At 70.2% G+C, this 18,761-nt stretch carries 15 protein-coding genes; 4 read left to right on the top strand and 11 right to left on the bottom strand.

Going from position 1 to position 18,761, the window contains the following annotated elements:
- Nucleotides 1-5: 5 nt before the first annotated feature.
- Nucleotides 6-1,442: a gamma-aminobutyraldehyde dehydrogenase gene (locus tag Q7C18_RS09435; RefSeq protein ID WP_070160676.1), complete on the bottom strand. Its 1,437-nt coding sequence runs from the start codon at nucleotides 1,440-1,442 to the stop codon at nucleotides 6-8.
- Between the two features lie 194 nt (nucleotides 1,443-1,636).
- On the opposite strand from Q7C18_RS09435, the gene Q7C18_RS09430 reads away from it, so the two are divergent.
- The gene (locus Q7C18_RS09430; RefSeq protein WP_311025170.1) at nucleotides 1,637-3,052 is read left to right on the top strand and encodes an aspartate aminotransferase family protein; all 1,416 of its coding nucleotides are present in this window, start codon (nucleotides 1,637-1,639) and stop codon (nucleotides 3,050-3,052) included.
- Between the two features lie 138 nt (nucleotides 3,053-3,190).
- Here the strand turns inward: Q7C18_RS09430 and Q7C18_RS09425 are convergent, their stop codons facing one another.
- The 9 genes from Q7C18_RS09425 to Q7C18_RS09385 form a co-directional block, all read right to left on the bottom strand.
- The gene (locus Q7C18_RS09425; RefSeq protein ID WP_311025169.1) at nucleotides 3,191-4,837 is read right to left on the bottom strand and encodes an amidohydrolase; all 1,647 of its coding nucleotides are present in this window, start codon (nucleotides 4,835-4,837) and stop codon (nucleotides 3,191-3,193) included.
- Between the two features lie 77 nt (nucleotides 4,838-4,914).
- Nucleotides 4,915-6,429 (bottom strand): amidase, encoded by a 1,515-nt coding sequence (locus Q7C18_RS09420; RefSeq protein WP_311025168.1) that lies wholly within the window; start codon nucleotides 6,427-6,429, stop codon nucleotides 4,915-4,917.
- A complete protein-coding gene (locus Q7C18_RS09415) occupies nucleotides 6,426-7,763 on the bottom strand; it encodes a M20 family metallo-hydrolase (RefSeq protein WP_311025167.1) in 1,338 nt (445 codons plus the stop codon). Before Q7C18_RS09415 ends, Q7C18_RS09420 begins: the two co-directional genes overlap by 4 nt.
- 32 nt (nucleotides 7,764-7,795) lie before the next feature.
- Nucleotides 7,796-9,397, bottom strand: a complete 1,602-nt coding sequence (locus tag Q7C18_RS09410; RefSeq protein WP_311025166.1) for a sodium:solute symporter family protein — start codon at nucleotides 9,395-9,397, stop codon at nucleotides 7,796-7,798.
- On the bottom strand, nucleotides 9,394-9,672 hold the full coding sequence (locus tag Q7C18_RS09405; RefSeq protein ID WP_311025165.1) for a hypothetical protein: 279 nt from the start codon (nucleotides 9,670-9,672) through the stop codon (nucleotides 9,394-9,396). The genes Q7C18_RS09410 and Q7C18_RS09405 overlap by 4 nt, the downstream gene beginning before the upstream one ends.
- A gap of 106 nt (nucleotides 9,673-9,778) precedes the next feature.
- Nucleotides 9,779-10,288 (bottom strand): hypothetical protein, encoded by a 510-nt coding sequence (locus tag Q7C18_RS09400; RefSeq protein WP_311025164.1) that lies wholly within the window; start codon nucleotides 10,286-10,288, stop codon nucleotides 9,779-9,781.
- A 73-nt stretch (nucleotides 10,289-10,361) separates the two neighbouring features.
- Complete coding sequence (locus Q7C18_RS09395) at nucleotides 10,362-11,915, bottom strand: sodium/proline symporter (protein WP_311025162.1); 1,554 nt, start codon at nucleotides 11,913-11,915, stop codon at nucleotides 10,362-10,364.
- Nucleotides 11,912-12,109, bottom strand: coding sequence for a hypothetical protein (locus Q7C18_RS09390; RefSeq protein ID WP_070160665.1), 198 nt, complete (start codon nucleotides 12,107-12,109; stop codon nucleotides 11,912-11,914). Before Q7C18_RS09390 ends, Q7C18_RS09395 begins: the two co-directional genes overlap by 4 nt.
- A 3-nt stretch (nucleotides 12,110-12,112) precedes the next feature.
- Nucleotides 12,113-13,585, bottom strand: coding sequence for an aspartate aminotransferase family protein (locus tag Q7C18_RS09385; protein ID WP_311025161.1), 1,473 nt, complete (start codon nucleotides 13,583-13,585; stop codon nucleotides 12,113-12,115).
- 173 nt (nucleotides 13,586-13,758) lie between these two features.
- On the opposite strand from Q7C18_RS09385, the gene Q7C18_RS09380 reads away from it, so the two are divergent.
- Nucleotides 13,759-15,087 (top strand): PucR family transcriptional regulator, encoded by a 1,329-nt coding sequence (locus Q7C18_RS09380; protein WP_311025160.1) that lies wholly within the window; start codon nucleotides 13,759-13,761, stop codon nucleotides 15,085-15,087.
- Here the strand turns inward: Q7C18_RS09380 and Q7C18_RS09375 are convergent.
- On the bottom strand, nucleotides 15,070-15,999 hold the full coding sequence (locus tag Q7C18_RS09375) for a LysR family transcriptional regulator (protein WP_237090179.1): 930 nt from the start codon (nucleotides 15,997-15,999) through the stop codon (nucleotides 15,070-15,072). The genes Q7C18_RS09380 and Q7C18_RS09375 overlap by 18 nt on opposite strands.
- Nucleotides 16,000-16,171: 172 nt before the next feature.
- Between Q7C18_RS09375 and mmsB the strand changes: the two genes are divergently transcribed.
- Both mmsB and Q7C18_RS09365 read left to right on the top strand, forming a co-directional pair.
- Nucleotides 16,172-17,164, top strand: coding sequence for a 3-hydroxyisobutyrate dehydrogenase (gene mmsB, locus Q7C18_RS09370; protein WP_311025159.1), 993 nt, complete (start codon nucleotides 16,172-16,174; stop codon nucleotides 17,162-17,164).
- Nucleotides 17,165-17,169: 5 nt separating this feature from the next.
- Nucleotides 17,170-18,711: a CoA-acylating methylmalonate-semialdehyde dehydrogenase gene (locus Q7C18_RS09365; protein ID WP_311025158.1), complete on the top strand. Its 1,542-nt coding sequence runs from the start codon at nucleotides 17,170-17,172 to the stop codon at nucleotides 18,709-18,711.
- The last annotated feature ends 50 nt before the right edge of the window (nucleotides 18,712-18,761 follow it).

Below are 18,761 nucleotides of genomic sequence, written 5' to 3'. Positions count from 1 at the left end.
CCGTCCTACTCGCCGTCTCCGATGAAGCTCATGACGTGCTTGATGCGGGTGTAGTCCTCGAGGCCGTACAGGGAGAGGTCCTTGCCGTAGCCGGAGTGCTTGAAGCCGCCGTGCGGCATCTCCGAGAGGTAGGGGATGTGGGTGTTGATCCACACGCAGCCGAAGTCCAGCTCCTTGGCGGCCCGCATCGCCCGGCCGTGATCGGTGGTCCACACGCTGGAGGCCAGCCCGTACTTCACGTCGTTCGCCATCGTGAGGGCCTCGGCCTCGGAGGAGAAGGTCTGCACGGTGATGACGGGGCCGAAGATCTCCTCCTGGATGAGCTCGTCGTCCTGGGCGAGCCCGTCCAGGATCGTGGGGGCGTAGAAGTAGCCGCTCTCCCCCACCCGGTGCCCGCCGGTGATCAGCTGCACGTGCTCCGGCCGCGCGTCGACCTTCGCGGTGACCGTGGCCAGCTGGTCCGCGTTGTTCAGCGGGCAGACGTCGGCCTCATCGTCGGGGCCGCCCAGCGTGGTGCTCTCGGCCTGTGCCTTCAGCGCGGCGAGGAACTCGTCGTGGACGGACTCGTGGACGAGCACACGGGTCGCCGCCGTGCAGTCCTGGCCGGCGTTGAAGTACCCGGCCGCCGCGATGCCCTCGGCGGCGGAGGCGAGGTCGGCGTCGTCATGGACGATCACCGGGGCCTTGCCGCCGAGCTCCAGATGCACCTTCTTCAGGTCCTGGGAGGCCGCCTGCGCCACCTGCATGCCCGCGCGCACCGACCCGGTGATGGCGACCATCTCGGGCACCGGGTGCGCGACCAAGGCGCGGCCGGTGTCGCGGTCCCCGCAGATCACATTGAACACTCCCGGCGGGAGGATCTGTGCGCAGAGCTCGGCGAACAGCGTGGAGGTGGCCGGCGTGGTGTCGCTGGGCTTGAGCACGATCGTGTTGCCGGCGGCCAGGGCGGGGGCGACCTTCCAGATCAGCATGGGCAGCGGGTAGTTCCACGGGGTGACCTGGCCGACGACGCCGATCGGCTCCCGGCGCACGAAGGAGGTGTGGTCCTCCATGTACTCGGCCGCCGCCTTGCCCTCCAGCAGGCGGCCGGCGCCGGCGAAGAAGCGGAAGTGGTCGATGTTGACCGGCATCTCCTCGGAAGCGGTGAGGTGACGGGGCTTGCCGGTGTCCTGGCATTCGGCGTCGACGAACTCGTCGAAGCGCGCCTCCAACGCGTCGGCGATCTTCAGCAGCGCCTCGCCACGTTCCTTCGGAGTCGTCCGCTTCCAGCTCTCGAAGGCCCGGGCCGCCGCGGCGAAGGCCGCGTCGACGTCGTCGGCTCCGGAGAGCGGCGCCCGGGCGTAGACCTCGCCCGTGTGGGGGGCGATGACGTCATAGGTCGCCCCGGTGACCGCAGGCACCGTCTGGCCGTCGATCACGTTGAAGAACTCCGTCAGTGCCATCCGTGGCCTCCTATCTCCTGCTCGGCTCCGTGCGAGCCGCGCGTCTGATGTGATCCAGGTCACTTCGACCTACGCTACAGGGGATGTACGGATCAAGCCAAGCATCGGCTTGTGAACAACTGATTTCGTCGCTGATACAGATAAAGTTCGCTGATTCTCTTGAATCCGAGGGTGCCCCGGGGCACCATGGGTCCATGACTGAACGAGCCCTCCCCCCGGAGGAGGCCTCCCGCCTCCAGTCCGCGGCCACCCAGCACCTGTGGATGCACTTCACCCGGCACGGCGACCTTCCCGAGACCGGCGTGCCGATCATGACGCGCGGAGAGGGCGTCCACCTGTGGGATGCCGACGGGAAGCGCTACATCGACGGGCTCGCCGGCCTCTTCACCTCCCAGCTGGGCCACGGCCGGCGGGATCTCGCCGAGGCGGCCGCGCAGCAGATGGGGACCTTGGAGTTCATGCCGCTGTGGTCCTATGCGCATCCGCCCGCCATCGAGCTGGCCGAACGGCTCGCCGGTCTCACACCCGGGGACCTGGACCGCGTGTTCTTCACCAACAGCGGCAGCGAGGCCGTGGAGACCGCCTGGAAGCTGGCCAAGAACTACTTCCGGCTGACGGGACGCCCCGGCAAGCACAAGGTCATCAGCCGGACCACCGCCTATCACGGCACCACCCACGGAGCACTGTCCATCACAGGGCTCGCCGGACTGAAGCAGCCGTTCGAGCCCCTGGTTCCCAGCACGGTGCACGTCAGCAACACCAACGCCTACCGGGCCTCCGAGCTGACCGCCGGAGCCCTGGAGGTCACCGATGAGCAGAGCCTGGAGCGCTTCGGCCGATGGGCGGCCGACCAGATCGGCCTGGCCATCGAGGCGGAGGGTGAGGACTCGGTGGCCGCCGTGTTCCTGGAGCCCGTGCAGAACGCCGGCGGCTGCTTCCCACCCCCACCCGGATACTTCCAGCAGGTCCGCGAGATCTGCGACGAGCACGACGTGCTGCTGGTCTCCGACGAGGTCATCTGCGCCTTCGGCCGGCTGGGCCACATGTTCGGCGCCGAGCACTTCGACTACCAGCCGGACATGATCACGACCGCCAAGGGCATCACCTCCGGCTACGCGCCCCTGGGAGCCGTGCTCGCCTCAGAGCGACTCATGGAGCCCTTCCTGCAGTCCGGGGCCATGTTCGGCCACGGCTACACCTTCGGCGGCCACCCGGCCTCCACCGCCGTCGGGGTGAAGAACCTGGAGATCTTCGAGTCCGAGGGCGTCCTCGAGCATGTGCAGCAGCACGCCGGCACCTTCCGCAGCACCCTGGAGCGGCTGCTCGACCTGCCGATCGTCGGCGATGTCCGCGGCGAGGGCTACTTCTACGGGATCGAGCTGGTCAAGGACAAGACCAGCCGGGCCAGCTTCAGCGCCGAGGAGTCCGAGCGGATCCTCTTCGGGTTCATCTCCAAGAAGCTCTACGAGGAAGGCCTCTACTGCCGAGCGGACGACCGCGGCGACCCCGTCATCCAGCTCAGCCCGCCGCTGATCGCCGGCCCGGAGGACTTCGAGGAGATCGAGCAGATCCTGCGTCACGTGCTCAGCGAGGCCTGGACGCTGCTCTGACCAGCGGGCCGTGCCGCGCCGCCGTCGCCGTCGCCGTCGTGTGCTGCCCCCGGCCCCCGCGCGTCTGCACCATCAGATCACGTCTGCACACCCATATCTGGTGGGGCAGACGTGATCTGGTGGTGCAGAACCTGACGCTCAGCCGACGGTGACCTGCCCGCCGAGCAGCGTGCACCGCACCGGGAGCTCCGGAAGGTGGTCCGGGTCCGCGGTGATCGGGTCCTCCTCCCAGAGAGCCAGGTCGGCGACCGCACCCGGTGCGACGACGCCGAGGTCCTCCCGGCCGAGCGCCTCGGCCGCCCAGCGGGTGTACCCCAGCAGCGCCTCGGCCGCGCTGAGCCGCTGCTCCGGCTCGAACACCGGCGCCGTCGGGTCACCGGGGGTCCGTCGCAGCTGCGCCCACGCCATGCCGAGCCGGGCGTCCAGCTGAGCCACCGGCCAGTCGGACCCGAGCGCAAGGCGGCCACCGGCGTCGAGGACGTCCCGAGTCCGGTAGGCGTGCCCGGCACGCTCCGGGCCCAGCCGGGCCGCGAAGGAGTCGGAATGGTCCGCCTCGCGCCACTGCATATGCAGCGGCTGCATGGAGGCGACCACTCCCGAGGCGGCCAGCGCCGCGACGTCGTCATCGGTCAGGGTCTCCAGATGCTCGATGCGGTGCGGTGCCCCGTGAAGGGAGTGCGCTGGGCCGGACGCCCCCTCCAGGGTGCGGTACACCTGCAGCGCGTGCGCGACGCCGGCGTCGCCGCAGGAATGGGTGGCCAGCTGGAATCCCGCCTCATGGTAGGCCCGGCACACCTGGTCGTAGCGCCGCACCGAATGCCAGAACGGGCGGGTCGAGTCGCCTGCGGCGTCGGGTTCGTGGAGCCAGGCGGTGCCGGCGTCGATGACGCCGTCGAGGAACATCTTGATCAGGGAGACCTGGAACCGGGGTCCCCCGGGATGCTCGGCCCCAGCGTCGCCGAGGCGCAGGGTCCGGTCCGCGACGGCGGCATCGTCGTCTCCCGGCTGGTGCCACAGCGCGATGTGGAGACGCACGGGCAGACCCCCGGGCAGCGTCTCCACCTCCTCCAGCGTGCTCAGCGTGGAATCGCGGCCGTCCATGACCACCGCACTGGTCACCCCGGAGGCCGCACTCTGAGCCAGGATCCGCCGCACCCGGACCGCGACCTCCTCGCCGCCGCCCGGGGGTGCGGCGTCCAGCACCGCCATGAAGGCGGGGATCTCCCGCAGCTCTCCGGTGGGGCGCCCGTCCGGACCGCGGACGATCTCGCTGGCGTCGGAGAAGACGTGGTCGACGTCGAGCCCCGCCGCGTCCAGAGCCGGCTGGTTGGCCAGGCCCGTGTGGAGGTCGTAGAAGATCAGGGCCAATGGGTGCCCGGCGGCGGCCTCATCGAGGAGGTCGCCGCGGATCCCATGCCCGTCGAAGGCCTTGTAGTCCAGGTTCCAGCCGCGGATCCAGCCTCCGGGCGACAACTCGGCGGCCGCGGCGGCGACGGCCTGGCGGACCTGCGCCAGCTCGGTCAGCCCGTCGAGATCCAGTCCGACCGCCAGCTCTGCACCCCAGACCGGGTGCATATGGGAGTCGATCAGCCCGGGAGTGAGCACGGCCCCGGCGGCGTCGATGATCTCCGTGCCCGGGCCGGCCAGTGCACGGATCTCCTCATCGGTGCCGAGATGCGTGATCCGGCCGTCGGCGACGGCGAGCGCGGTCTCGGCCGCTTCGGCCGCACCATGCTGGGACGTCATGGGCCGGATACGGGCTCCGGTGATGATGGTGTCCACCATGGTGGGGCCTCCTGTCAGGTGGGTGCTCCGGTGCGGGTCAGCAGGTCGGGTCAGCAGGGTCGGTCAGGCGGTATGAGTCAGACGTCGTCGGGTGCGGGCGGCCGCCGGTGCCGCCAGGGCCGGATCTGCTCGAACCGCGCGGCGACGTCGAACACCGTGCTCTCGTCGTAGGGATGCCCGACGATCTGCAGACCGACCGGCACTCCCCGAGCCACGCCCGCCGGGACCGACAGCACCGGGCACCTGTTTGCCACGTTGAACGGGACGGTCATATGGGCCTCCCAGTAATGCTCCACATGCCGGTCTCCCCCGGAGGCCACATCGGGAACGGTCAACCCGTCCAGACACCGGGCCTCCGCGGGGAGCGCCAGCACGGCGGAGGTCGGAGTGACGAGCACATCGGCTCCTTCCATGACCGTGGCCAGCTGGGCCTGCATGGCGGCTTCCCGTTCGAGCGTCTCGAACAGCGAGAGCCGGCGGGCGTGGGCCCGAGCATCGGCGATGAACCGCAGCGTGTAGTCCTCCGCCGTCTCCTCGCGGCCGGCGAGCAGTCGACTCATACCCTCGGCGAGGATGTGTCCGAAGTGCGCCATCGTGGTCTCACGGATCTCCGACGTCGTCCACGGCGGCGACACCTCGACGATCTCCGCCCCGGCCTGCTCCATGGCGAGGACCGCCGCGTCGACCTGCTCACGGACCGAGCGCTGCACGGGGTAGTCGCCCAACGCCGCGCTGTAGGCGATGCGACGTCCCCGCAGATCCTCCGGCGCCCGGTCAGCGTCGGCTGACGGCACGGCCTGCGTGGGCACGGTGGCGTGGTCGGCGGGATGGACCCCGCGGATGACTTCGGTGAGCAGGGCGACGTCCCCCACGGTCCGTCCCATGGCCCCGTCACCGCGGTACCAGTCGGCGGCGAAGGGTCCGACGCCCGGCACAGAGCCATAGGGCCCCTTATAGCCGACCACTCCGGTGAACGACGCCGGCAGCCGGGTAGACCCGGCGATGTCCGAGGCGGTGGCCAGCGGGGTCAGGCCCGCAGCGAGGGCGGCCGCGGCCCCGCCGGAGGATCCTCCGGGGCTCAGCGACCTGTCCCAGGGGTTGCGGGTCACACCCCACAGCCGCGTGTGGGTGAAGGTCGCACAGGAGAACTCCGGGGAGGTGGTCCTCGCGTGGATGACCCCGCCGTGACGGCGCAGCCGCTGCACCACGGGATGGTCCTCGCCCGCGATCTCGTCGGCGTAGGCGGCCATGCCCTGGCTCAGGGTCCGTCCGGCGAGCGCATGCTTCTCCTTGGTCGCCACGGGCAGGCCCACGAGCCGTCTCCCGTCCCCTTCGGCTGTCCCGCTCCCCGCGGCATAGTGGTCATCCGCCGCCCTGGCCTCACGGCGCGCCTGATCCCGCAGGACCTCGGTGAACGCGTTCACCGGCGGCTCGGCCTCCGCGTCGGCATCGATGCGTTCCAGCAGCTGCTCCAGATACTCGGAGGGGGCGAGGTCCCGTCGGGCGAAACGGCGGAGCACCTCCCGCGCGGACAGATGGGCCAGGCAGTCGCTGCGACCGTCGGCCTGCGAGGCCATGGCTTCCGCCGTCATGCCTCCTCCGCCTCCTGGAGCCGGCCTCCTGGCGCGACGCCGTCCAGTTCCCCCGTCACCAGACGCGTCACCAGCGCGGTGAGCACCTCCAGGCCGGTGACCAGATCCGCGTCGGAGGTGAACTCACGCTCGCAGTGTGAGACGCCGTCCGCCGACGGGACGAAGAGCATCACGGCAGGCACGATGCGGTTCATCGGTATGGAGTCGTGGCCTGCCAAGGTCGTGAGCCTCAGGGACTCCACCCCGACGTCGCGGCAGGCCTTGGCGGCCAGATCGAGCCCCGCCTCGGGGAACGTCTGGACGGGCCGGACGTCGAAGTCCTCCGCGCTGATCTCCACGCGACTGCGCGCGGCGATGTCCGCGAACTCGTTCAGCAGCAGTTCGCGCGCCCGCTCCACGTCCTGGCGGCGGTCCGCGCGCAGGTCTACGACGAGGTCCACCTGGCGGGGCACCACGATCGGTGAGTTCGGCTCGACGTCGAACTTTCCCACCGAGGTGACGATGGACTCCGGCTCGAAGTGCCGGACCACGTCCTCCACGGCGATCACCGCCCGCGACGCCGCCACCAGGGCGTCACGGCGGTCGGCCATCAGCGTGGCGCCGGTGTGGGACTGCTCCCCGACCACGCTGACGAGGAGCTTCTGCGTGTGCCAGCTCCGCTCGACGATCCCGATGGGCACCTCGGCCCGTTCCAGCCGGCGGCCCTGCTCGATGTGGATCTCCGCGTAGGCGGCGGCCTGCGGCCCCGGCCCGTCCCCTCGGCGACCGATGGACTGCAACGCCTCCTCCACCGTGACGCCCTGCGGATCCCGGGTCTGGCGCGTGCGGTCGGCGTCCAGCAGACCCGCATACACGGAGCTGCCCATGATCGACGGCGGGAAGCGGGCACCCTCCTCGTTGAACCAGTCCACCACCGCCACGTTGAACCTGGGCACCAGAGTTCCGGCGGAGACGGCGGCGTCCAGCGCGGCCGCCGCATGGAGCGCGGCGACGACCCCGTAGGTGCCGTCGAAGCGGCCGCCGAGGGGCTGGCTGTCCAGGTGGGAGCCGACCACCACGCACGGGGCGTCGTCCAGCCACCGGCTCACGGCGAAGATGTTGCCGATCTCATCGGTGGTCACCGTGAAGCCGAGCTCCTCGGCGCGGCTCTCGAACCAGTCCCGCACCTGCCCGTGCTCCGGCGTGCCGGCCTGGCGATCGATGCCTCCGGCCTCGGTGGCGCCGAATCCCGTGGTGTGGTGGAAGTCCCGCAGGAACATCTCGCGGTCCGGGCCCCATGCGTCGCCGTCCGCGCGGTGCGGCGCGGACCCGGAGCTCGTGCTCTGCTCGGTCATGCTGATTCTCCTCGTCTGTGATGCTCGTGCCCTCAGCGCCGGTCCGCCTGTGCCTGACCGGTCTGCTCCTGGCCCGTCTGCTCCCGGCCCGTCTGCTCCTGGCCCGTCTGCTCCTGGCCCGTCTGCTCCTGGCCCGTCTGCTCCTGGTCCTCCGAGTCCCAGAGCTCCTTCCGGAAGTCCCGGGTCCGCGCCCGGAACGTCGCCATGATCCCCGGCTCCCGCGGGCGGGTCACCAGACTCACCCCGACGAACACGACGATGTTCAGCAGCAGCGCCAGCAGTCCCCCGCCGCCGGCGGCGAAGGGTCCTGGCAGCACCTCCGGCACCGCCGTGAACAGGACGACGCCGCCGACGCCGACCACCAGCCCCGCCGTCGCGCCGGCCACGCTGGCCCGCGACCAGAACAGGGCTCCCAGGGTGGGGACGATGACCTGGGCCAGGCCGGCGAAGGCGACCAGGCCGATCGTGACCAGCAGACCCGGGATGTACAGCGTCATCACGTAGGCGACGGCAGAGAACACCAGGATCGCCCAGCGACCGACCCACACCCGCTTGTTCTCCGTGAGGTTCTTCTGCACGTACTTCTCATGGAAGTCCACGGTGTAGCTGGCGGCCATGGCGTGGACCTGGGAGTTCGCCGTCGACATCGCCGCAGCGGCACCGCAGGCGATCAGCACCAGCGCCAGCACGATCGGCGCATAGTCCAGCAGCATGCGTGGCAGCACCTGATCGGCCGCCTCCACGTCCGGGTCCAGGACCACCGCGGCATTGCCGATCAGCATGGAGCCGACATAGCTGATCGCCGCGACGGCGAGCAGGAACGGCATCAGGTCGAACAGCCGGGGCGACCGTGTCGCATACATGCGAGTCCACATCTGCGGCCCCATGAAGGCGCCGATGGGTGTGATGACGAACATCGCGATCCACGCCATCCATGCACCGTCGGCAAGGATCAGGTTCTCCGGCTGGATCTGCTCGATCTCGTCGAACATAGTGCCCATGCCGCCCACCTCGCCGACCAGGAAGATCCCGGCGGTGATCATGCCGGTGAAGAGCAGGACGCCGTAGAAGATGTCGGTCCAGGCGACCGCGCGCAGGCCGCCGGACCAGACGTAGATGATGATGACCAGGTAGAACAGCAGCCCGGCCAGCCAGAACGGCAGAACCCCGTTCGAGGCGACCTCCATCAGATACGCCCCGCCGGTGAGCTGGATCTGGAGATGCGGCAGCGTGAAGACCAGCAGGATGACCGCGATGAAGGTGCCCAGCTTCCGGGAGCCGTAGAGGTCCACGAAGAAGTCCCGCGGGGTGACGTAGCGGCCCCGCTTGCCGTGGAACCAGATGCGCTTGCCCACGAGGTAGTACATGACCCCGAAGAAGATGTTCCAGGCGATGGCGGTCCAGTAGAGGGGCCCGTCCAGGTAGAAGCTCGCGTTGGAGCCGAGGAAGGCGAAGGCGCTCCACCATGTGGCCGCCACGGTGAAGAAGACCGCGATGGAGCCCATGCCTCGGCCTTGGATGAAGAAGTCCTCCGCGGTGGCCGCAGCCTTCCGTGAGGCCAGCCCGCCCATGATCAGGGGGATCAGCAGGAAGCTGCCGATCACCAGAAGTCCGACGATCTCGGTGGTGGTCATGCGTGCTCTCCTCCGTCCGCGCCGGACTCAGGGGCGGCATCGTCGACGTCTGCCCTCCTCCGGCCCCAATGGGTGCGGTAGCCGATGAACAGGACCACACACATCAGGGCCCAGACGATGATCGTGAATCCATAGATGAACGGCATCCCGAAGATCCTCGGCTCGGCGACGTCATGGAAGAAGAGCACACCGGGGAACTCCATGACGGCGAATCCGAGGATGACGCAGGTCCAGAGGATCACCGCAGTTCGTGTAGGTCTTCTCTGCCAGGTCATGCACACCTCTCCTCGTCCTCGACCTCACTGTTTCGTCAGGTTCATTCTCTGCTTCAGACATGTCAGTCACGTCACCGGGACATTGCGACGCCGTGTCCCGGCACGCTCACGCGCGGAACGCGTAGTGCCGCCCGGAGACGGCGTCCACCAGCACCTCGACGGCCCTGCCTCCAGCAGCGCCGGTGATCCACCAGTTCGGCTTCGCCACGCAGACCGGGTCACGCCCGAGGGTCAGCCCACCGCCGATCCCCCAGCGACGTCGACGCAGGAGCACGTTGCCCAGGACCCGGCGTGCGGCGCGCACGGCCTCCTCCCGTCCGATCTGTGCCGCAGGCGCGGGGTTCGCGGCGGAGAGCTGATCGAGAGCCAGGAACTCGACCTCGGTCCAGGGCTCGGCGACATAGGCCCGCCCGCCGATCAGATCGACCAGCGCGTGGCCGGTCAGCGGCGGCCTGCGCGCCCCGGGCCGGGTGGAGCCCACGAACTCCACTGCGAGCAGCGGATGCAGATGCAGCTCGGCCTGCAGGTCCGCGGCCCCGGGCGGTGGAAGGCGACCGGCCACGGTCTGCACCGCCTGCTCCCTGCCGATCTGCACCGGCCAGGCACAGTCCGGCACCAGCGGTGGCTCCGCCGTCGGGAGTGACCTCGGGGGTGACGCCTGAGGCACGCCCGATATGGACCGGACGGTCTCAACCACGCTCCCGACCCTTCTGCTGCGGCCGCTGCGTGGCCAGCGAGGCGTCCTCCCCGAGGACGAACCGGGCCGGGACGGCGTCCACCTTGGCCGTCTCCTCCACCGCACGCAGCACTCTCTCCGGCACCGGGTCCACCGACGCCGTCGCCAGGGAGACCACCACGATCGTCACGGTCGAGGACAGGATCCCCACCACCATGGCGTCGACCCCGAGACCGTCGGCCGAGCCGAGCATCTCGGCGGCCACCGCCCCGACGGTGCCGGCGATCATGGAGGAGATCGCCCCGGCGGAGTTGGCCCGCTTCCACCACACGGCACACACATAGGCCGGCACGAAGGCCGCACCCAGCACGGAGGTGGCGAAGACGACGACGTCGAAGACCCCCGGCGGCCGGGTCATGGCAAGCACGAGCCCGATCACCGCGAGGATGAGGATGGTCAGCCGGGAGACCGCGACCGCCGAACGCTCGGACATGTTCTTCTGCACGAACCGGCCCCACAGGTCCTGGGAGGCGATGGTGCCCGCCTGCAGCAGCAGCGCATCCGCCGTCGACATGATGGCCGCCATGATCGCGGCCATGACCAACCCGACGGCGAAGGACGGCAGGACGGTCTCGGCCACGCTGAAGATCGCCATCTCCGGGTCGTCCAGGTTCGGCACGATCAGCAGCGCCATCATGCCCACCAGGTACGCGCCGGGGATGAACAGCAGGTTGAAGCCGGTGGCATAGAGCCCGGCACGGCGGGCCACCGATGGGCGCCGCATGGACATGTGGCTGACGTTGACGTGCGGCCAGCCCATATAGCCGATGCTGAACACCAGCAGCGCTCCGAGGATGATGCCCCACTGCCCGAAGTACTGGCCCTCGGCGCCCCACATGGTGAGCAGGTTCTGGTTGATCGCCCCGATGCCCTCGTGGCCGGCAGTGAGCCCGCCGACATGCTGCAGCGTGGCGATCAGGATCCACAGCATGCCGATGACGAGGATGATCGCCTGGGCAAAGTCCGTGTAGGCCACCGCCAGGTAGCCGCCCATCAGGGTGTAGCCCACGATGACGCCCACCGCGATGATCAGCGAGACGTTGAGGTCCAGGCCGGTGACCATGGAGAGCCCCTGGCCGCCGGCGAGCAGCTGGGCGAGCACGTAGAAGAACATGCAGAACAGCGCGATCGGTGCGGCGACGGCCCGGGTCCACGCCGAAGGATAGCGATGCTCGAGGTACCCGATGGAGGTGATCGAGCCCAGCAGGTGGGAGAGCTTGCGCATGCGCCGTCCCAGCACCGAGAGGTTCAGCACGCCGCCGCCGAGGTCGCCGAGGGCGTACCACATCGAGAAGTACCCCTGGGAGTAGCCCAGCCCGCCGGCGCCCAGGAACATGTAGCCGGACATGGAGGTGCTCTGCAGGCGCAGCGCGGTCACCGCGGGCCCGAGGCTGCGGCCGCCCAGCAGATAGCCCTCTCGGTCCCGGGTGCTGATCCTCGAGACCCAGGCCCCGATGGCCAACAGCATCAGGAAGTAGACCACCAGGAAGACGATCTCCACGCTCATGCGTCCTCGCCCCCGTCCGCGTCCCGGTGCCGCGATGTGGAGGGGGCCTCACCGCGGACGGGCGGTCGCCCCTCGTAGTCGGCGTCCTCCACGGCCCAGCCGCGCGTGCTGACATAGAACACGAGCGTGTAGACCACCCAGAAGCCCATGACCGCGGCCATGATCACGGTGGTGCTCGTCGGCAGCCCGAACATGGCTCAGCCCGCCGCACCGTCGTCGGCCGTACGGGCCACGTGGTCGTCGGCCACCGCGAGCGCGGCGTCGAGGGCGTCCAGTCCGGTCAGCGCGTCCTCCGCAGAGATGTTGATCGGCGGGGCGATGTGGATGCGGTTCATATTCGTGAACGGCAGCACCCCGCGGTGCTTCGCCTCCGCCACGATCCTCCCCATGACCTCCGGGGTCTGCCCGTAGGGAGCCAGCGGGGCCCGGGTCTGCCGGTCGGCCACCAGCTCCACCGCCCAGAAGGCGCCGAGCCCGCGCACGTCGCCCACGCTCGGGTGGTCCTCCAGGAAGCGGGCCGCCCGTGGGCCGATGACCTCCTCCCCCAGCCAGCGCGCGTGCTCCACCATGCGCTCCTCGCGCATCGCCGTGATGGTGGCGACGGCGGCGGCCGCGGCCAACGGGTGGCCCGAATAGGTCAGTCCACCCGGGTAGGGGGTCTGCGCGAAGCTGGAATAGATCGCATCGTCCATGGCCACGCCGCCCATCGGCACGTAGCCGGAGGTCACGCCCTTGGCGAAGGTGACGATGTCCGGTTCGATGCCGGCGTGCTGGTGGGCGAACCAGGCGCCGGTGCGCCCGAACCCGACCATCACCTCGTCGATGATCAGCACGATGCCGTGCTCATCGCAGAGCCGCCGCACGCCCTTGAGGTATCCCGGCGGAGGCACGTAGATCCCCGCGGTGCCGGGAACGGGTTCGAGGATGATCGCCGCGATCTGGTCGCCGCCCTCGTAGGCGACGACGTCTTGCAGATGCTGCAGCGCACGTTCGGCCTCCTGGTGGTCGTCCTGCGCGCCGAAATGGGACCGGTAGGTGTAGGCGGGCATGAAGTGCACGACGCCGTCGGCGGCGTGGTCGGAGGGGAGCCGGCGGGGGTCCCCGGTGAGGTTGATCGCCAGCTGGGTGCCCCCGTGATAGGAGCGGTAGGCGGAGAGCACCTTGTGTCGCCCCGTGTGCAGCCGCGCCATGCGGACCGCGTGCTCGTTGGCGTCGGCACCCCCGTTGGTGAAGAACACGTGCTGGATGTCCTCGGGCAGCAGCTCGGTGATGAGCCGCGCGGCCTCGGAGCGGGCGATGTTGACGTGCTGCGGCGCCACGGTGCACAGCTCGGCGGCCTGCTCCTGGATGGCCCGCACGATGGCGGGATGCCGGTGGCCCGCGTTGGTGAAGATCAGCTGGGAGGTGAAGTCCAGCAGCCGGTTGCCGTCCCCGTCCCAGATCCAGGACCCCTCGGCGTCCAGGATCGTCATGGGGGTGATCTTCTCCTGGGCGCTCCAGGAGTGGAAGACATGCTGTCGGTCCAGGTCATAGGCTCTCCGGCCGGCGGCCAGGCGCTCGGCGCTGATCGGGTCACCTGCCGGAGCACCTGACGCCGGAACACCTGATGCCGGAACACCTGATGCCGGTGAGCCGGACGCCTGGGAGTCGGAGGTCTGCGTGTGGTTCATCGTCGCCTGTCACCTTCCGTGAGGGGGGGGGTCTTCTCCCGCCGTGCGACGTCGGCCCCGGCATCACCGGAGCCGCGACGTCCCGTGCGGTCCATGGTTCCTTGCGGAGAAGCCCACCGGAAGGACCAGGATGTGAGACACATCACCTTGTTTTCTTACATACTGTCAAGACCATGCCTGCTCTCGATCATGCCGCCGTCACCCTCCACGAGGCGCTCACCCTGCCCCCGATGGCCGCCGGCCGCCCCCAGCTGCTCAGCCCCGGCGTCTCCTTGGAGCACCCGGTCCGCTGGGCCCATGTCATCGGCGAGCCCCGCCCCGGCCCCCTGCTGCAGGGCGGGGAGCTCATCCTGTCCACCCTGCCCCTGCTGCATGAGGGGCGTCAGGACCTGGAGGAGCTGCTGCGCGGCTATCTGGAGGATCTCGACGACGTCGACGCCGCCGGGCTCGCTGTGGAGGTGCTGCCCGAGCGCCCCCGGCTGGCGGCCGCGCTGGAACGGGTCTGCGCGGAGCGCGCCGAACGCCCGGACGCCCACACCCTGACCCCGGTGCTGCGGTTCTCCCAGGTGGTGCGATTCGTGGAGATCACGGAGCACCTGCACCGCGAGCTGGTCGCCCGCCAGCTGCGGACCGGTGGGCACGTCCGTGATCAGGATCCGCTGCTGGAGGCCACCAGCGCGCTGCTCGAGGACCTCGCCGCCGTCCCTCCGCTGGCCGAGGCGGTCGCCGTCGAACGCGCCCGCAGTCTGGGCCTGCCCTCCTCCGCTCGACTGATCCCCCTGGTGTTCGCGGTGGACGCCTCCGCGGGGGCGCTCCCGCAGCGCGGCTGGTCGCTGGAGACGCTGGCCGGCGTCGTGCGCCAGGCCGGCGCCCAGCTGCACATGCCGCTGCTGGTGGGCAGCTGCCATCACCGCTCCCTCGCGGTGCTCGCCGCGGCTCCAGCCGGCATGGACGTCCAGCGTCCCACGGCACGGCTGTGCCGGGCGGTGGAGCGATCCCTGCGCCGACGGCTTCCCGAGGCGGCCCTGCGGTGCACCGCCGCGCTGGGCGAGCCCGCACAGTCACTGCACGGCGCGCGCCGAGAGCTGGACGCCGCCTGGGAGGTCGCCGCGCTGGCCGCGTCGCTGCGCGGCCGGGGCCGGCACCTCCGGCCGGCGGTCCCGGAGTTCTGGACCGCAGGGGACATCCGGCTCTGGGGAGTGCTCGCCGAGCTGGAACGGCGCGACGTCGTCGAACGGCTGCTCGCCCATGAGCTGCGCCTGCTGCGCGGCACCGACGCGGAGACCCGTGACCTGAGGGCGCTGATCGAAGCCCTGGTACGCACGCGCGGCAGCAAGACGCAGCTCGCCGCCCGGCTGGGAGTCAGCCGTCCTACGCTGTACGCCCGGCTGGAGAGTCTGGAACGTCGCCTCGGACGCCCGCTGGACGACGGCGAGACGCTGACCACCCTGCATGTGGCCCTGATGCTCGAGGAGCTCTCCGGTTCAGACCTGCCCGACTGAGCGCAGCCGCTGCTCCGTGCGACGGCCGTGCTCGCGGAGCGCGGCGTAGACCGCCTGCACCGCAGGATTGCGCAGCGCCTCCTGCCGGCCCACCGCCCAGTAGGACAGGCGGTGGACATAGTGTTCGGGCAGCAGGTGGATCAGCTCCGAGTGGTGGACGGCCACGTAGTCAGGCAGCAGCCCGATGCCGGCTCCGGCGGTGGTGGCGGTGACATGGGAGAGCACATTGGTGGAGGCGATGCCGCGGCGCATGGTCGGCAGCCTCTGCGTGGCGCGGTCGAGGTCGTCGATGGTCAGCACCGCCTCCACGTAGTAGTTGAGCCGATGACCGGCCAGCTCGGAGAGGTCCGCCGGGCGCCCGTGACGGGCCAGGTACTCCTCGGTGGCATAGAGCCGCAGCGCATAGTCCATGACGTGCTCGGCCTGCGCCCGGTGGATCTGCGGACGGCCGACCACGATCTCCAGGTCGAGGCCGGAACGGTTCTGCCGGGCCCGCTGGGTGGCGCTGATGAGCTCCACCGCCAGGTTCGGGTTGGCCTGCTGCAGCTCGGCCAGGGCCGAGGTGGCCAGATGGACGGCGAAGGCATCTGGGGAGCCCAATCGCACCACACCGGAGATGCGGCCGTCCTGCTCGCCGTCTCCGGCCAGAGAGGCCAGTGCGTCCTCCACGCGTTCGGCGGCCGCGAGCGCCCGCTGCCCGAGCGCGGTGACCTCCCAGCCGGACGGGGTGCGGGCCAGCACCCGTCCACCCAGGGACCGCTCAAGTCCGGCGATGCGCCGGGAGACGGTGGAGTGGTTGATGCCCAAGGCGTCGGCCGCGGCGGTGTAGCGGCCCAGCCGCGCCACGGAGAGGAAGGTCATCAGCGCGTCGAGATGCTGTGCCTGGGGCTCCCCGGAGGGGTGATCCGTCATGCGGACCAGTGTGCGCAGATGCACATTGTGCGTGCAATTTTCCCGGCCCATCGTGCATTGAAGCCGCAGGCGGCACCTCTTAGTGTGAGGCATGACACACCCGTGGGAGGGTTCCCGCACGGCGTGACCGAACCGGCACAGGAGGCCGGACCCACGACTCGAGGAGGAGCGCATGGCCACCTATGGATGGATCGGGCTGGGGAACATGGGCGGCCCCATGACGGCGAACCTGGTGCAGGCCGGGCACACGGTGCGCGGCTTCGACCTGGATGCCGGAGCCGCCTCGGCGGCCGCCGCCCACGGCGTGCAGACGGTGGGCACCATCGCCGAGGCCGTCGCCGGTGCCGACGTCGTGTTCACCATGCTCCCCAAGGGCGAGCACGTCCGGGCCGTGTTCGGCGGTGAGGACGGGATCTGGGCCACCGCCGAGAAGACCACCCTGCTGGCGGACTCCTCCACCGTGGACATCGAGACGTCGCAGCACTGCCATGACGAGTCCGCCGCCCGGGGGTTCCGCTTCGTGGACGCCCCCGTCTCCGGAGGGATCTCCGGGGCGGCCGCCGGCACCCTGGCCTTCATGGTCGGCGGCGAGGAGTCCGCGGTGGCCGACGCCTCGGCACTCATCGAGCCCATGGCGGGCAAGGTCATCGCCGCCGGCGGGCCGACGGCCGGCATCGCGGCGAAGATCTGCAACAACATGATGCTGTTCATCGACCTCATGGCCGCCTCCGAGGGGTCCCAGCTGGCCGAGCAGCTCGGGCTCGACCCGAAGGTCTTCTGGGAGATCGTCTCCGTCTCCTCCGGGCATTCCTGGGCCCAGCAGACCTGGTACCCGGTGCCCGGCGTCGTGGACTCCGCCGCCGCGAACCGCAACTATGACGCGACCTTCCGCGCCGACCTGGCGCACAAGGACATCAGCCTCGCCCTCGATGCCGGCGAGAAGACCGGAGTGCGTCTGGAGGCCGCGCAGCTGGCGCATCGCCGCTTCGAGCAGCTCATCGGTGAAGGCTACGCGGACAAGGACTGCACCCTCATCGTGAAGTACACCTCCCCCGACGGCGGCGCCCCCGGGTGGGACGGGACCGGCACTGCCGGCACTGCCGGCACCGAGAGTTCCTCCGAGACCACCGGCGACGCCGCACCCGCAGAGACCAGAAAGGCCTGATATCCATGACCCCCACCACCCCCACGACCTCCCCCACCGGTGCCGCCGTCGGCGTCGACGGCGAGCTGCCCGTGATCGGACACATCATCGGCGCAGAGATGATCACCGACGCCGAGCGCCACTCCCCCGTGCGCAACCCCGCCACGGGGCATGAGACCGGACGCCTCGCCCTGGCCGACGCCGGGCGGGTCCGCGACGCCGTCGCCGTCGCCGCGGAGGCGCAGAAGGCGTGGCGCCGCACCGGCCTGGCCAAGCGCACCCAGATCATGTTCAAGGCCCGCCAGATCCTCGACGAGCGGCGCGGCGAGCTGGCGGCCACGATCACCGCCGAGCACGGCAAGGTGCTCTCCGATGCGAACGGCGAGATCACCCGAGGCCTGGAGAACGTGGACTTCTGCACCGGCCTGATGCATCATCTCAAGGGCGAGTACGCCGAGCAGGTGGCCACCGGAGTGGACGTCCATCAGGTGCGCCAGCCGTTGGGCGTGGTCGCCTGCATCACCCCGTTCAACTTCCCCGCCATGGTGCCGCTGTGGATGATCACCACCGCCATCGCAGCGGGCAACGCCGTGATCCTCAAACCCTCCGAGCGTGACCCCTCCGCGTCCCTGCTGATCGCCCAGGCCTTCCGCGACGCCGGACTGCCGGACGGCATCCTCAACGTGGTCCACGGCGACAAGGAGGCCGTGGACGAGCTGCTGGTCAACCCGGGCATCGCGGCGGTCAGCTTCGTGGGCTCCACGCCGATCGCCCGGTACATCTACTCCACCAGCGCGGCCCACGGGAAGCGGGTCCAGGCCCTCGGCGGGGCGAAGAACCACATGGTGGTCATGCCCGACGCCGACCTGGACTCCGCCGCCGACGCCGCCGTCTCCGCGGCCTACGGCTCCGCCGGCGAGCGCTGCATGGCGATCTCCGTGACGGTCGCCGTCGGCGACATCGCCGACGAACTCGTGGAGAAGATCCGCACCCGCGCCGAGGGGCTGAGCATCGGCGACGGCACCGACCCGGCCTCGGAGATGGGGCCGCTGATCACCCGCGAAGCGCTGGACCGCGTCACCGGCTATGTGGCCGGCGCCGCCGAGGAGGGCGCCACGGTGGTGCTCGACGGGCGCGAGAAGACCTTCGACGGGGAGGGCTACTTCATCGGTGCCTCCCTGCTGGACCACGTGAAGCCCGGCATGAAGGTCTACGACGAGGAGATCTTCGGGCCCGTCCTCTCGGTGGTCCGCGTGGAGAGCTACGACGAGGCCGTGGAGCTCATCAACGCGAACCGCTACGCCAACGGGACCGCCGTGTTCACTCGGGACGGCAAGACCGCCCGCGAGTTCGAGTTCGACATCGAAGTGGGCATGGTCGGGGTCAACGTCCCCATCCCGGTGCCCGTGGGCGCGTTCAGCTTCGGCGGCTGGAAGGACTCCCTGTTCGGAGACACCCACATGTACGGCCCGGAGGCCTTCAACTTCTACACCCGCCGCAAGGTGGTCAGCAGCCGCTGGCCCGAGCCCAGCGAGTCGCAGATCAGCCTGGGCTTCCCCACCCACTGAGGCAGGCACCCACCGGCGCCCCGCCCGTCCTCGCGGCGGGCGGGGCGTCG

The sequence above is a fragment of the Nesterenkonia sp. CL21 genome (genome assembly GCF_031705515.1).
Taxonomy (GTDB): Bacteria; Actinomycetota; Actinomycetes; order Actinomycetales; family Micrococcaceae; genus Nesterenkonia; species Nesterenkonia aethiopica.
This window is presented reverse-complemented; position numbering and strand designations above follow the sequence as displayed.

Excerpts from the sequence above, each read along its gene's own strand:
- Q7C18_RS09375 (WP_237090179.1), bottom strand. The coding sequence starts at position 15,999 with ATGACGGATCACCCCTCCGGGGAGCCCCAGGCACAGCATCTCGACGCG.
- Q7C18_RS09435 (WP_070160676.1), bottom strand. The coding sequence starts at position 1,442 with ATGGCACTGACGGAGTTCTTCAACGTGATCGACGGCCAGACGGTGCCT.
- Q7C18_RS09405 (WP_311025165.1), bottom strand. The coding sequence starts at position 9,672 with ATGACCTGGCAGAGAAGACCTACACGAACTGCGGTGATCCTCTGGACC.
- Q7C18_RS09420 (WP_311025168.1), bottom strand. The coding sequence starts at position 6,429 with ATGACGGCGGAAGCCATGGCCTCGCAGGCCGACGGTCGCAGCGACTGC.
- Q7C18_RS09415 (WP_311025167.1), bottom strand. The coding sequence starts at position 7,763 with ATGACCGAGCAGAGCACGAGCTCCGGGTCCGCGCCGCACCGCGCGGAC.
- Q7C18_RS09365 (WP_311025158.1), top strand. The coding sequence starts at position 17,170 with ATGACCCCCACCACCCCCACGACCTCCCCCACCGGTGCCGCCGTCGGC.
- Q7C18_RS09395 (WP_311025162.1), bottom strand. The coding sequence starts at position 11,915 with ATGAGCGTGGAGATCGTCTTCCTGGTGGTCTACTTCCTGATGCTGTTG.
- Q7C18_RS09425 (WP_311025169.1), bottom strand. The coding sequence starts at position 4,837 with ATGGTGGACACCATCATCACCGGAGCCCGTATCCGGCCCATGACGTCC.
- Q7C18_RS09390 (WP_070160665.1), bottom strand. The coding sequence starts at position 12,109 with ATGTTCGGGCTGCCGACGAGCACCACCGTGATCATGGCCGCGGTCATG.
- Q7C18_RS09410 (WP_311025166.1), bottom strand. The coding sequence starts at position 9,397 with ATGACCACCACCGAGATCGTCGGACTTCTGGTGATCGGCAGCTTCCTG.
- Q7C18_RS09380 (WP_311025160.1), top strand. The coding sequence starts at position 13,759 with ATGCCTGCTCTCGATCATGCCGCCGTCACCCTCCACGAGGCGCTCACC.
- Q7C18_RS09430 (WP_311025170.1), top strand. The coding sequence starts at position 1,637 with ATGACTGAACGAGCCCTCCCCCCGGAGGAGGCCTCCCGCCTCCAGTCC.
- Q7C18_RS09385 (WP_311025161.1), bottom strand. The coding sequence starts at position 13,585 with ATGAACCACACGCAGACCTCCGACTCCCAGGCGTCCGGCTCACCGGCA.
- mmsB (WP_311025159.1), top strand. The coding sequence starts at position 16,172 with ATGGCCACCTATGGATGGATCGGGCTGGGGAACATGGGCGGCCCCATG.